This is a genomic window from Colwellia sp. PAMC 20917, assembly GCF_001767295.1.
GTDB lineage: Bacteria > Pseudomonadota > Gammaproteobacteria > Enterobacterales > Alteromonadaceae > Colwellia_A.
On the sequence record NZ_CP014944.1, the window covers coordinates 151,411 to 166,594 of the forward strand.

The following is a 15,184-nucleotide window of genomic DNA, read 5'->3' on the forward strand; positions in this document are numbered from 1 at the left end:
CGCGTTAAATAATCAATAATGGGTGGCAAATGCCAAATGTTACATAATAAACACTTCCTATTGCCGTTACCAATGAAAGCACTAGATCTAATCAAATTTTCATTTGATATTTCAAATAGATCTAGTTTTGTTGCAACGAGCTATTATTTTTCGTCTAGTTGCTTACTGAGTTCACTTCGCCAATAGCCCTGTTGACCAAGCGCTTTCCAAGCCCATTTTATCCAACTTAAAAAAGCAAAACTAAGCCAAATAACCCAAACCAACATAATACCTTTATAAAAAATGGTTGAGATACTCACCACCGATACTTGGGGTAACAAACCACTCGATTTATCTGAAAACCATTGCAGGTGGTTACCGTATGAATAATTACCTTCAATACCCATACTAGGCGAACTCAACAGGCTGGCCGGAACCACAAGTAAAAGCGACACGATGGCGACAATCGATAACAGATACAATAAAACCTGCGATGCATTATATGAAAGTCGATTAATATTTTTTGGTCGATAAGTACTAGCAGTGATAGCAGCAAACCACAGCGCCATTAGCATTAACACTCCCCAATTACTTAAACTTAAGCCAAAGCCTAAGATTATCCAGCTCACGGTATTTAAGGGTGAAAAATTCACTCTTGAGACGAGTAAAGCTAATAAAATAAAAGCTAACAACTCCCCCCAATAAAGTACCGCTGGCCCCAGTAGAGGACCTTTAGCAGAAAGTATCCAGCGCTGACTACTCAAATTAATAATACTGGTAATGTTACTTATTGGCGCATTTAAGTTTATTTTTGGCGCAGAAAACAACATTTCTTCTTCAACACTGGCACGCATCAGTATCTGGACATTATGTTTACCAGGCAGTACTGGAATTGCCAGTTTATCGGCTTCTAATTGAAGATTAATCAGTTTGTTATCCGTTCTAATTTCTTTTAACTGATAACTTCGCGGCAATTCAATAATATGCTCGCCACCACGTGTACTTCGATAATCAAAAGATAAACTTAGCGTTGATGTACGTGTGCCTTGCTCAATGGTGTAATTCACTGAATCAATGGCTAACACTTCACCTTTTACTGGAACAGGTCGGGTAATGGTGAGATCGAGGCTTTCTCCGGGATATGGATAGAAAGAGTATCGATAATAATCATTATTGTCTTGGTCTTCTAGAATTATTGGTAATCCAGAAAGATTTGCATGCCACGCAGGACTAACAATCACTCGCCATAGCTCAATTAACGGCTGTTCAGGCTTAGCGTGCAAACGAAGGTCTTGTTGTTGAGCAACGATAGAAGTCCAGGTAAAAAAGTTAACTCCTGCGGGTAAAGTAACTGCCACTTGATTATCTTCAACAATAACCTCTGCGCTGGTAATATTTTCACCGGCTATTAAAGGAACCTTAATATTTATTGAACCGCTATTCGGCGCTATTCGTTCAACCTTAGTGCGTATCGTCCATAATTGGTCAACAGTCAGTTCTCTAGTCACTTTAACAAAGGGCTGTGTACTATAACGAGTTGAAATTTGCTGATTTTCGTTTTCCTTTTTATCGGTATTGGTTGCTAAGAAGGCCAAGGTATTGCCCGTTAACCGGTCAGCTTGGCGACCAACAATTTCCCAAGTGACTGAAGAGGATATATTAACGTGCTTAGGCTTATCTTTAAATTCAAGTTGGAATTCATCAACGGGAGCCACCTGCCCCCACAAGGTGATGGTAGATAATCCTTGGGCAATAGGAATATATATCCAACCTTTATAGTTAACTAAGCTTTCAATTTTATTTTCATCTGAAGTCTCACCTAGTAATAATTTTTCTGGTCGCCAAAATTCAGACTTAGGTAAAGCTAACGCAGTTGCAGTATTAGCATGAACAGATAACACCAAGGTTAATTCTTTCTCATCAATGCTAACGTGTAATCTATTGATAGCAACACAATCAGGCACGCACGATGGCGCTTCTGTCAGCCTCACCTTAAGTTCATCTAAGAGCTTTTGATTGGGGAAATCGGCGGCTTCAACATTAGGTATATAACTCGGCATTAAGAACAATAAAGCCAACATACTCGCGACTGCTGGAGGTTTAATTTTAGTGTATGCCTCGCTAATGACTTCTTTTAATATTAAAAACAGCCAAATCAAGGTCAACAATATACCCAGTATCTTAATGAACCTATAGATGGTTTTTGATAAAACAATCACCTCGAACGTTTGATCTTTAGCAACAGGACTATTCCAATTAATTTGATAGCTATTCCACTGCCAACTTGGAATACCAGAGCCAGCTTGCATTAACGCATCAGATTGATAACGCTCCATCATTAATTCAGCCATTTTCACTTGACTACCTGACACTATGATTCTTTCAACAGGTGCACTCATTAGATCTGCTGAGGAGATAACATCACTGCGCTTTCTGCTCATCTGTGCTTCTTTGTTTTTTACAACTACTCGTTCTCTATAACTGTCTGCACTTGATTCTCGTGACTCCAGCTGAGGGTGTATCACGGTTCGTAATTGGGTTGCAGAAAATAATAATATCGCGCCAATAGCAACCGTTATACTGATCCCCCAATAAGCCTTAACTAAGACTTTCATGCGTTCAAAGGGTTGATGCTTTTTAATAACGATCGCCAAAAGTAAATTAAGAATGGCGATCACAGGCGCGTTTATTTCTTGATATATAAAAAGCAGCATTACCGCAGTGGCAATACCTGCGGTGACATTAATCAATCGACTCGCCATTAAAGAAGATAATAAAACAATAAAACTTGCCCAAATTGACCAACTTGACCACCAACTGTTTGACACGGTATCGGCTCCAAACACGGCAAACAATTTATTGCCTGGAGGCAGATTTAGCTTCAATGATACCCGCTCAAAATCGTTGTTCCAACCGCTAACAGGTAGTTGTTTGGCTGAGTTGATAATACCTCTTGCTTCAATTTTCACCTGTGGATAACGGTTTTCGATGCCCCTTTCATTGGGTTCTTTGGTGGTAATTAATACTGAGCCATCTTGGTCTTCTGCAGACTCTAATAAATAAGGAGATTTCATACTTAAACGCCAATCATTGATCATTGCGCCATTAATATCATCATTAAAGGTGTAAGTTGAATGATCAAATGAAAGCCATAAGGTGCGTTTCAAGTTAAGTTGATTTTCTAAATGTAAGGGCTTTCCTCTATGTTGAATATCATAACGCAGTGAATCGTCGTTATTAACTAAATAACTCGGTAGCTCATACCAAGCATTGGGCATATTTGCTTGACTACTATCAACCATTTTTGCACCTTCAACTTTACCCAGTCGCAAGTTTTCATGCCCTTCAAAAACCCAAATTTCTTCTTTTGGCCAATGATGAGATTGTTCAGGTTTTTGCCACGTTAATAAAGTAGCGGGTGCATAAGCTAGCACCTTTATTTCCCAACTGCCTGGTTTCACTTTAGCGTGCAAGATACCGTCACCATCTAAAAATGAGGAAACAGGTGATTCAATGCCAATCAGTTCAAACCCTTCAGGCAGTACCTTGCCGAGTTTTACTTCTCTCATTTGACCTGACACATTGATACTCATGAAGGTTTCAAGCTTTATATAAGCGCCGTCTGCAATTCGTCTTGCAACCGTTATATCAAGAGAGTCTTGTTGCTCTTGGCTCGTTTCAAACTTTTGTAACCATAGCTCATTATTTTCTATTTTAGGAAAGGCGATGACTTGGTTATTAATTGTCATTTTAACGAAGGCGTATTGTTCAGGGATAGCGATACTTTGCGGTATTTTTGACCATTCAAATTGACCTGCTATAACATAAGTACCTTTGCCTAATTCAATAGCGGGTTTGCCTTTATAACTAAATACAGGAAAGTCTTTGTTATTAACCTTTACCGCAAGTGGCCAGTTATTAACATTTCCGGGTAAAGGGATAATACTTTTCGTTAATACCTGCCATGATTGTTTAAACGTTGCTGAACTGTCTGTTACATCTATTACCAGCGTACTTGGCCAAGCACAAATATGATTCTGCTTTTCAGCAAAGTTAGTATTATTGATGAAAGGACAAGATAGATTTTCGTGCCCTTTCAATACCCAAGACACCCAAGGTGTTAAAGGCTCAGGGATAGTGTCTTTGGCAAAAAGTGAGCACGACATTAATAATAGTAGTAGGCAAGAAAAAACACTGTAGGTCAATTTTGTATTTTTCACTTATATCTCCTTGTGACGTTTTTCTTTTATTTTGCCCTTAAGCTAATGAACAAAGCAACTCTCTTTTTATTTTTAAAAGGTAATGCACTTCTTGATATAACGTCACAATGTGGCCATCAAAGACCAGCAGTGCACGTAGCTAAAAGTGGCCTTTGTGGTCATCTAAACTTGACCAATCCACCTGTATGGTCGGGCGGGTGAATATGCGCCCATACAGGTAACATATTGCGGCATAAATGTAACCTGATTCAATCTGCTACTGCTATTAGAACGGAGCCTGTCGGCACGTTTAATGTTATTTTTTTCATAGGCTTTAGAATCTATTCCTCCTCCATGCCAGTAATGCATGCAGCGCCATCGTGCATCAGGCTATGCACATAGCGTCTTAAAACGCATTTTTTGCATATTGAAGGTGACAAGTGTCAGCCTATTGTTCAAGATGGCTTTTACATTCATGGTGTTTACCGGCCAGGGATATTCGGTGATTTATCTAATCACCAAATGCCATGAATTCCTCCTGATTTTCCAACTATCCTTATGATTGATATATTATTATCTTGGATGTTCCAGTCACTTATCCCATTAATTATATTGTTAAATATCTGGGAAAGCATCCTGAGTCATCTGACATATTAGTTTGATCATAAAACAGGACAGCTAGATTTTCCAGACTCGATATCGTTATGCTGGCTAAGTGGTAAAACTAAAGTGAAACAAGTGCCAACATTTTCAGTGCTTTCGACCGACAAACTTCCTCCATGTTGTTGAATAATTTCATAACTGATCGATAAGCCAAGCCCGGTGCCTTCGCCTGCTTCTTTAGTAGTGAAAAATGGTTCAAAAATTTTAGTTATATGGCCTGTTGCAATACCTTTCCCATTATCATAAATTTTGAGTACACAATTATTATCAACAATAGCGCTACAGATGCGGATATTACCAAAATAATCATCACATTTGTTTGGTGAATTAGCTTTTATGGCTTGACCAGCATTAATTAATAAATTCATTATCACCTGATTAATTTTGGAGGGGAAACAAAATACTTCAGGATTATTTGTAAATACTAATTCAAAATGGGTAACATCCTTATATTCGGTTTTAACCAATTCAACTGTGCTCTCTATGCATTGATTAATTGGGATGACTTCCATTTCGTCTTTATCTGAGCGAGAAAATTCACTTAATCCACTGACGATTTTTTTGATCCGCTGCGCACCTTCACCAATAATATCGAGATGTTCATGTAAAGAGATGAATTTGTGTTCAAACGCGGAAAGAACTTCCTCATCGGCATCGTCACCGGCTAAATCATATATAAATTGCTTAAAGCGTGTTAAGTCAACATCCATATTTTGACAGCTACCATAAACAAAATTGGTTGGGTTGTTAATTTCGTGGGAGATGCCTGCGCTGAGTGTACCTAGAGAGGACATCCTTTCTTGAATTGCAATTGTTTTTTGCGCATTTTTAAGCTCAGCGGTTCGTTCATTAACTGCTAGTTCTAGGTCAATGCTACGTTGTGTTAATATTTTTGTTTGTTGTTGAGTACGATAACGTATAAAGCTAAAAATTAGTAAACTAAAAATTAAGATAAAAATGGTTTTAGCCCATAAAGTCAAATACCAAGGTGGTAGGACAATAATTTTAATTTTTGCACCACCTTCATTCCAAAAGCCATGATTATTACTACCTTTGACTTTAAATATATATTCGCCCGCGGGAATATTACTGTAATTAGCATGCCGGCGTTTTGCATTGGTCGTTATCCATTCGTTATCAAAGCCCTCAAGCATATATTTATATTTATTTTTTAATGGCGCGGTATAATCCAGAGAGGCAAAATCAAAAGCAAAGTTACCTTGTTGATGGTTTAGCGTAATACTGTTAGTAAAATTAATATTTTTAGTCAGTAAATTGTAATGTTTATTATCTTGTTTAAATAGCTGTATTTCGTCTTCATGCTCAATGTTAACTACTTTGTTATTTACGTAAAATCGAGTTAAGACTACTTCGGGAATACGGGTATTTAACTTAATATCTTTTGGTGAAAAATATACAACACCTTCTGGGCCACAATAATATATATCACCATTTTTAGCTTGATCTGCACAGTTTATCCATTGTTTTACACTTGATATACCATCTATAGAGCTGAAATTATAGAAACGTTCACGGTCAATATAAAATACTGAAATTCCAAATTCGGTATGTAACCACAAGCGGTTATTGTCATTTAAGTCTGCGTGAGAAGCGCTAATATTATTGTTATTCAATCCTTGTCGATGATCATAAATATCACCAATAAAGATCAACTCACCACTTTTAATAGTAACTAAACTTCCCTTAAGCAGACCTGTTGTCAAGGTTGATAGCCAAATAGCACCATCCTGAGTTTCTGTGATAGAAGTAATTGATGTGAAATATTTATTTTCACCATTTTTTAATCGTATTTTTATATTTTCAAAACTTAATTTTTGATCTTTATTTTGCTTGTTTCCTGTCTCGGTTAAATAAAATAAACGACCATCTCCGCTACCTATTAATAAATGATCCTTTGTTTCTCCAATGGCGTTTATATATACTGAAAGTATTGTTTGAGCATTATTATCCAGTATAGGAACACGAACAAAAGTGTCTTTAAGATCATCGTATAAATTAATTCCCGCCTGATTACCTACCCATATACGTTGATCTGAATCTTCAATAATAACGCGATTACGCCAGTTGCTACTTAAACTATTTGGCTTTTCTTTATCATATTTATAATGAGTTTTGTAATGCTTATTAGCAGACACTTTATAGACGCCATTATTATATAATCCTAGCCAAATGCGCCCTTGTGAATCTTCTTTAAAGCCTACTACACCACCTTCATCTAAATAAAATATACTGTTTTTGTCCGGTTTGGCATTTTTATCTAAAAGTTGATAATTAATAAAGCAATGTGGTGCACAGCTCTTTGAATTGACTAATATTGATTCGTTACTTTTGTTTTTACTCTTTTTATCTTTAAATTCCTTAGACAAACCGGTACCAATACCACTGAGCCATAAATTTTGTTGATTATCAAAATCTGCCGTAACCACTGCTTTACTTTGCAACATGTTTTTATTTTTAGTATTAATAGGGATGGTTTTGAACCATGTACTATTGGTGTTAACTGTTTGAATAGTAAATGGAATAGATAGATACAAAATACCTTGTTGATTAATAAAAATGTTATAAATAAGATTTGTAGCTAAGCTTGTCAGATCTTCTGCGTTGTGTTGATACAAATAAAAAACTTGCTGCGTTGCACTGAATAAGCCTAATCCAGATTTAGTCGCAAACCAAATATCACCGTTATTATCTTGCTTAATGTCTTCAACATTACGAAGAGAATGATTAATAAACCTTGGCGTAATACTGTTATCATTTGCTAAATTCAATAATCCTTTTGACATATCAGTAATATTTAAACTAAACACCCCTTGATCACTAGTACCTATCCATAATGTTTGATCACTATCAGCCAATAAACTAACGACACTCATCGATTTTGAGTTATTTAAAGGTAATTTTAACTCTTTGAAAAGTGAGCTTATTTTATTAAAAGCCACAGTAGAACTGTTCAGCTGTGAAATATTGACAAAATGTAACCCTAGATCACTACCAACCCAAAGATTTTGTTGTTTATCAATGACAAGACGGTTAACGACACTGTTAGTAAATGGTGCATTGGTAAATGATAGTATTTCAAAGTCATCTGTTGTTGCTTCTATACCTTCTTTTTTAGGAGTAATTTGAGTGAGTCCAACATCACTACCAACCCAAATATTATGAAATTTATCTTCGACAATAGTTTCTATAGCATTCCCCGAAAATTCATAAGCAACTTTATTATGATTAGCAGTAGGCAAGGAAAAGTGAATAAATTTTTCTGTGACGGGATCAAAACGTGATAGTCCAGCATGCTTATAGCCTAACCAAATATTGCCCTGACTATCTAAAAATAAGGTATTGATTGCATTACTTAATATTGAATTTTGTTGTTTATTCTGTACATAATGTTGCATCTCAATACCATCAAACTTATAAAACCCGCTATCTGATGCTATCCATAACATGCCCTGTTTATCTTCAATAAAATCCATTGCCACAATGTTTTCATCGATGAGTAGGTCTTGAAATTTCAATTGAGGCTTTAGATTGCCTCCATAAGCCATTGAATTACTAATAAATAAAAAGTAAAGCAAGACAAAAACCATAGCTAATATGTTGAGGAAATAAGCCAATATTCTGCGTTGAATATTAGATGGTTTATAAATAGAAAAAATATTGAAATATGGAGGTAATAGCATAACTAAACAAGGCTCACGGCTGATTTACATTACTTGATGGTTAAAGTGATATTACTGACTAAATTAATCGTGTTATTTTGAGTTAATATTTCATCTAGATCTAGCAGTTTTGTGATTTCATTCTCATTGATATTATTGTTTAGATGACTCAGTCCAACCCATGCATCTCTGCCATTATTTTTAGCTAGATAAAGTGCTTTATCTGTAAGTTTCACTACCTGTTGCCAACTTAACGCATTTGGTTGTTCGGTAATATAAGGATATTGAACATAACCTATTGAACAAGTTACAGAAAAGTTTGTGTATGAGTTAACAACAAATACATATTGCTTAATGGTTTTACGTAATCGCTCTGCTAGTATTTGTGCATCCGTTTGATTTATGTCTCTTACAACAATTAAAAATTCTTCTCCCCCCAAGCGTATAAATATGTCGGAACTACGGAATAAAGTTTCTAGTAAGGGTTTAATGCTTTTAAGAACTTCATCTCCAAATTCGTGACCATATGTATCATTTACTGATTTAAAATTATCTAAGTCGAGCATAAAAAAAGTGAGTTGTTCATTATGAGGCAAAGGTTTTGTGGTGTCTTTTTGCCAATTTTGAAATGCTTTTAAAGACAGAGCGACTTTAGCATCAATATGTTTATCTAAATAGCGACGATTTTTCAATTGAGTTAACGGATCGGTTAAGCTAATGTCTTCTAGCTTTTTATAAGCTTGTTCAAGTTCGATATTTTTATCAGCAAGCTCTTTCGTTCTTTCTGCTACGATGTACTCAAGGGATAATAAATGCGTATCATGCTTTTGTTGTAACTCAAAGTTTTCAAGTGCGCGTTCTATAGTCCATAGAAAATCGGCGCGTTCAAAGGGTTTAATAATAAATTTATAAATATTGGCTTTATTGATAGACCCGATGAAAGATTCGACATCGGTATAACCACTAACAATAATTCGCACAGATTTAGGAATTATTTTAGCTAACTGACTTAGCAATTCAACTCCACTCATATGTGGCATGCGCTGATCGCTGATCACCATACTGATGCTTTCGGGATTAGGATGTTTCTGAACAAGCTCAATCGCTTCAACCCCATTGCTAGCCTCTAAAACGATAAATTCATATTGAAGAATAGAAGTAATAACTTTGCGGTTTGCAACTTCGTCATCAACAACTAAAATGGCATGTTTTTTTATTGCTTGCTCTTGCGCTTGAATATTACGAAGCTTGTGAGTGCTAAATAATTGCAAAAAACTCTTCTTATTTATCTGACTTCATACGACAAAGAGTAAAGGGGGTGCGGCTCTTTAAACTGAGAAGCTATGAATATATTTGATAACTTAACATAGCAAATTTTAAACTCGTTCCCAATAAATATTTGTAACCTTATTGATTTTAAATAGATAAAAAACATAGGCCCCCAAAATAACAAAGAACGCAATCAAAGCCTAATCAACAAGCATAAAATGATGGATATATCCTAACCATTTGGTTTTAAAAAGCTTTCATCAAATTACCGCTCTACCCCAACCAAAATTGGCACAAATCAACCTAATGTCATTAATTGAAAATGTGATGACCTTATTTAAAAGTCAAGCAAGTAAAGACAACATTACTTTGAGCTTAGAAGTTCAATCAAGCTGTTTATTAATGGCAGATACTGCGTAAATTAAATACTAATTAAGCCACCCACAATAACTTGTTTGTTTTTTGAACAATAAACTACACTTAATGTACCCTCTTATAAGTGTGGTGATTGTTATGCCCAAGCCTCGTTCACAACAAATCAGTTTATCTGATACGCCGTATTATCATATTTGCAGTCAAACCGTTCGAAAAGCCTTTTTATGTGGTATTGATAAAGAAACCGGTGTCAGTTATGAGCACAGGCGTAATTGGATTGAACAACGTATTTTTACATTATCTCAGGTCTTTGCTATTGATATTTGTGCTCACGCTGTCATGAATAATCACTTACATTTAGTCCTTCATGTTGATAGTGAACAAGTTAACAACTGGACGACGTTCGAGGTACTGTCTCGTTGGCATACGTTGTTTAAAGGCACCCTGTTAACCCGTCAATATCAGCGACAGCAATCATTAACGACATTCGAAATAGAAATGGTTGAAGAAACAGCACAGGTCTATAAACAGCGCTTAATCGATATCAGTTGGTTTATGCGGGCATTAAACGAGCCTATTGCTCGACAGGCCAATAAAGAAGATAAATGCACAGGGCACTTTTGGGAAGGACGCTTTAAATCACAAGCCCTGCTCGATGAAGGGGCATTACTTGCTTGTATGGCTTATGTAGATTTAAATCCAGTGCGTGCAGGCATTGCCTCAACACCTGAGCAATCGAGCTTTACCAGTATTCAACTGCGTATCAAAGCAGCCATCATGGGAGAGCAACCGACAACCTTATTACCTTTTACTGGCCATGAACAGCAAGCTAAAACCTCCGGTATCCGCTTTAACTTGAAGGACTATTTAACCCTTGTAGATGAAACAGGTCGCGTAATAAGAGCAGACAAACGAGGCGCTATCGAAACTAGAGCCGCAAATATACTGTCAAGACTTCACATCAGCGATGAAAGTTGGCTCAAACTCACCACAAACTTTGAAGGTATATTCACTGGTGCGGTCGGCACCGCAGAGCATTTGTGTGAATTTACTGAGCACGTGGGGTTAAAGCGAGCACACGGTAAAGCAAATGCTCAAGCTTGTTTGAATAGCGCGTAAACATAGCTACATTCAAAAAAAGCAAGAAAAATACAGCTACCTTGGGGGAGAAGTAAAGCTTGCCTGAAATTCACTCATTTAGTCAACATCTATAAAAATCGATATACAAAGGCTTACAAGATGGAGTACATGCATTGTTGTTGACCAATGGATAGCGTGTTTCAGAGTATTATTATTGTGTAGAATTATCATGGGTGGCATAGTAATTTGATGTAGAATTAGCATGGGTGGCATAGTAATTTGTATCCAAGTCGGCGAACTGTCGTCTATTACTTAAAACTTCTCAGAATATGCTAAGGACAGCAGAGCTTTCTTGCTCTCAGTGTTTTTGGAGTGCTTATAATCCCTCATCAACTTTTAGGTTATGAACAAAGTTTTTGGATGGATTTGTGTCTCAGTTATCCGTTTTTGGCCTGAGAATATGATTCTTCAAATGCTAAAAAGTAAGAAAGCAGAAAGCCATCATAGAGAGGTAATAATGTTATTCATCATTACGACTATAATGAGTTTGCAGATTTTGCTCATGTTCAAGACTAAAAGGCACTGAGGGATCGAACGTTGGTGCATCTTTCACTTGCTGCTGCGTCATATCAGCATAAATTTTTGTGGTAGGCCAACTCACCTCTTTAATCCATTTAGGCGCAATCAAAACCAAATGACCCAACCACCAATTACTGGTGTTAATAATTAAATAACGAATAGCCCAAGTGTCAATATCTATTAACATACCTTGCAAGTGACCCAATTCACCGTCTATTGCATCAAGGTGATAACCCACCACTGCATGACTACTGCGTAGATGATGATCATTATCCCGTGATAGTGCAGCCTTGATGTCTGCGGATATCTCTGGGTTATCTAAGTTATCTGGCTTTGGCGCGACACTATAATAACCAAGTGCCATCATGTTAGGACTCGGTTCACTTCCCCAAATACCTGTGTTACCCCAGTAATGTTCGTAACCATAATATGCCATATGATCGACCTCATGCTGCCTAGAGACCGGTTTTTCGCTATCTATTTCAGGACTTTTTTTTACCTGTTCTCTTGTGATTGTGACAGTAAGCTTCTTATGCTCCTGATTAAACTCTTTGATTGATATGGGGGAAAGCAATATTTTTTTGCTTGATAACCAAGACCCCGTTTCGACCACCAAATATCGGATCACCCAATGCTTATCATCAAAATAAAGATCTTTGGTCAATCCAATATCTCCATCAGAGGCCTGAATGGTGATATTTTTAAATCATTAATTGTATGTAACATTATGTATTTACTCCAGATTAAAGATTAAAAACAATAAATAATTGCTTTGTTAATAGAGTTATGATTTGTCAGTTTGCATCAAATATCCTATTCAATCTGTTCGGTGTTGCACCGAACGAGGGTGAATACTAGCTTAATCTAGCTCTATCTATAAATTTTATGATGAACGACTATTTTCACCTTCAAACAAAGCCTTTTATTTATTATTTTTAAGGAGTTAATGATGACCTCTTCAACTAAAAACACACACTCGATAATTAATCGATGTCAATTTGTCCGCGGTTTAGCATTAACCTCAGTAGCAGATGCCGTTGCAACAAAAATTCCATCAGCCTTTGCCAGCAATGATTATATCTCGCAAGGCTCGGCTAAGTTTAATCCAAAACATCCCATGTTAACGGGAACTGAGTTTGATTTAACCATTTCCGAAACGACTGTTAATATTACTGGCAATCCCGCTTTCTTCCGATGATGCATCTATGGGAATTGGATCTGGATTATCATCTGCTGAACTAGGGTTGCGTTTACGCTATGAATTTTCTAAAAGATTTGCGCCCTATATCGGGCTTAAGTTTAATCAAGGCTTTGGTAAAACGGCCGACTACCTAATCGCCGAAGGCGGTAAGAAATCTTACACCAGCCTGATGGCAGGTTTAAGATTCTGTTTTTAATTCAAGGTATTATTCCAATAATACCGTCAGGCTTATTTATAAATAAGCCTGAGACTATGCAAATAGGCAGAACACTACGAGAGTATTACTTGCGACTCCCCAGCGCTCTAAAGAGGATTCAATTGAAGATACGCGATTTTTTACTACAAAGACTAAGCATGACCTCCGGCTCAATAACTGCGGCTCATACTCCTTTTACACTCGCGCAAACAGTAGGCCAAATGGTTTTTTAAAACCAACTTTTTACCTTAATGACTTTAGAGTATAGGTAAAGAAAAACGTCATTTTTTATAAAGTGACGATACATAGTAAATCCGTCAGGATAAAAATATCGAAGTTATCATCTCATCTTAAAAAATCAAACGAATAAGGATAAGAAATGAATAGTAATACAGATATTAACAACCGTCCCGATTACGATCATGTCATCCAAGATATCGCAGATTATGTCATGAATTTTGAAGTCACCAGTGAAAAAGCGCTCGATACCGCGCGTAACTGTTTAATGGACACCCTCGGTTGCGGATTGCTAGCGCTGCGCTTTCCTGAATGTACAAAACACCTTGGTCCTATAGTACAAGGCACCCTTGTGCCTAAAGGCTCGCGAGTGCCGGGAACATCGTTGTCGCTCGACCCGATTAAAGCCGCTTGGGACATAGGTTGTATTATCCGCTGGCTCGATTACAACGACACTTGGTTGGCTGCTGAATGGGGACATCCATCGGATAATTTAGGCGGCATTTTGGCAGTGGCTGATCATTTATCTCAGGTCAGGCTATCGAAGGGCGAACAGCCTTTTACCATGCGAGAAGTGCTTGAAGCCATTATCATGGCGCATGAAGTTCAAGGCGTAATAGCGCTAGAAAATTCTTTTAATCGCGTTGGTTTGTGCCATGTATTATTAGTTCGAGTGGCCTCAACGGCGGTCATCACAAAAATGATGGGCGGCAATAGAGAACAAATCATGGCGGCGATCTCGCAAGCTTGGGTCGATGGCTCTGCGCTGCGCACCTATCGTCACGCACCCAATGCGGGTTCTCGTAAATCTTGGGCCGCGGGCGACGCGACCTCAAGAGCTGTGCGTTTGGCCGACATGTCGATGCGCGGTGAAATGGGCATTCCAAGCGTATTAACCGCTCCGCAGTGGGGCTTTTACGACGTCTCTTTTTCGAAGACGAATAAAGACCAAGCACTTAAACCAGAGGCTGAACGTCAGTTTTCGTTTTCTCAAGAGTATGGTTCTTACGTGATGGAAAACATTTTGTTTAAGATTTCTTTCCCCGCAGAGTTCCATGCGCAAACTGCCGCGGAAGCTTCGGTTATCCTGCATCCTGAGGTGAAAAGTCGCTTAGCGGATATTAAGAAAATCGTCATTCGCACCCACGAATCGGCCATTCGCATTATTTCTAAAACAGGTGCACTTGCTAATGCTGCAGATCGTGACCACTGTTTGCAGTATATGGTTGCGGTGCCGCTGGCGTTTGGAGGGCTAACCGCCGAACATTACGAAGACGACTTTCATGCCGCGCATCCCATTATTGATGAACTGCGAGACAAAATGGAGGTTGTCGAAGATAAACGCTTTACCGCAGAGTATTTAGAAGCAGATAAACGCGCTATCGCTAACGCCATTCAAATTTTTTTCAACGATGGCAGCAGCACAGAAGAAGTGCTAGTGGAATACCCTGTGGGACATCGTCGCCGTCGCCAAGAAGGGATCCCGCTATTGGAGCAAAAGTTCAAAGCGAACTTAGCGACGCGGTTTCCGAGCCATCAATGCAAAACTATTTTCACACTGTTTAAAGATCAAGCCACGCTTGAGTCCAAAGCAGTAAACCGTTTTATGGACTTGTTTGTTATTGCTTCAGTTTAAGCCCTAGCTGATCAGAACCGCGGCATTGCAAAAGATACATTCATATTGCTAACCGCAAACGATAACTTTAAAACAAGAAATTAACGAAAC

Annotated in this window: 8 protein-coding genes; 4 read left to right on the plus strand and 4 right to left on the minus strand. The window is 37.7% G+C overall.

From position 1 onward, the window contains the following. Window positions 1–143 precede the first annotated feature (143 nt). The 3 genes from A3Q34_RS00730 to A3Q34_RS00740 form a co-directional block, all read right to left on the minus strand. Window positions 144–4,199 carry a hypothetical protein gene (locus A3Q34_RS00730; RefSeq protein ID WP_231907401.1) on the minus strand — a complete coding sequence of 1,352 codons (4,056 nt, stop codon included), beginning with the start codon at window positions 4,197–4,199 and terminating at the stop codon, window positions 144–146. Window positions 4,200–4,840: 641 nt separating this feature from the next. After that, window positions 4,841–8,377: a sensor histidine kinase gene (locus tag A3Q34_RS00735; RefSeq protein WP_197517630.1), complete on the minus strand. Its 3,537-nt coding sequence runs from the start codon at window positions 8,375–8,377 to the stop codon at window positions 4,841–4,843. 194 nt (window positions 8,378–8,571) lie between these two features. Beyond that, the gene (locus A3Q34_RS00740) at window positions 8,572–9,792 is read right to left on the minus strand and encodes a GGDEF domain-containing response regulator (protein ID WP_070373623.1); all 1,221 of its coding nucleotides are present in this window, start codon (window positions 9,790–9,792) and stop codon (window positions 8,572–8,574) included. A gap of 511 nt (window positions 9,793–10,303) precedes the next feature. On the opposite strand from A3Q34_RS00740, the gene A3Q34_RS00750 reads away from it, so the two are divergent. Then, on the plus strand, window positions 10,304–11,284 hold the full coding sequence (locus tag A3Q34_RS00750; RefSeq protein ID WP_070373625.1) for a transposase: 981 nt from the start codon (window positions 10,304–10,306) through the stop codon (window positions 11,282–11,284). Window positions 11,285–11,765: 481 nt separating this feature from the next. Here A3Q34_RS00750 and A3Q34_RS00755 read toward each other — a convergent pair whose 3' ends face one another. After that, window positions 11,766–12,488 carry a PRC-barrel domain-containing protein gene (locus tag A3Q34_RS00755; protein ID WP_231907402.1) on the minus strand — a complete coding sequence of 241 codons (723 nt, stop codon included), beginning with the start codon at window positions 12,486–12,488 and terminating at the stop codon, window positions 11,766–11,768. A gap of 285 nt (window positions 12,489–12,773) precedes the next feature. Here A3Q34_RS00755 and A3Q34_RS00760 point away from each other — a divergent pair, with 285 nt between their 5' ends. The 3 genes from A3Q34_RS00760 (at window position 12,774) to prpD (ending at window position 15,094) form a co-directional block, all read left to right on the plus strand. After that, on the plus strand, window positions 12,774–13,022 hold the full coding sequence (locus tag A3Q34_RS00760) for a hypothetical protein (protein ID WP_070373627.1): 249 nt from the start codon (window positions 12,774–12,776) through the stop codon (window positions 13,020–13,022). 7 nt (window positions 13,023–13,029) lie between these two features. Further along, the gene (locus A3Q34_RS00765; protein ID WP_070373628.1) at window positions 13,030–13,221 is read left to right on the plus strand and encodes a copper resistance protein B; all 192 of its coding nucleotides are present in this window, start codon (window positions 13,030–13,032) and stop codon (window positions 13,219–13,221) included. 379 nt (window positions 13,222–13,600) lie between these two features. After that, the gene (gene prpD / locus A3Q34_RS00770; RefSeq protein WP_070373629.1) at window positions 13,601–15,094 is read left to right on the plus strand and encodes a 2-methylcitrate dehydratase; all 1,494 of its coding nucleotides are present in this window, start codon (window positions 13,601–13,603) and stop codon (window positions 15,092–15,094) included. The last annotated feature ends 90 nt before the right edge of the window (window positions 15,095–15,184 follow it).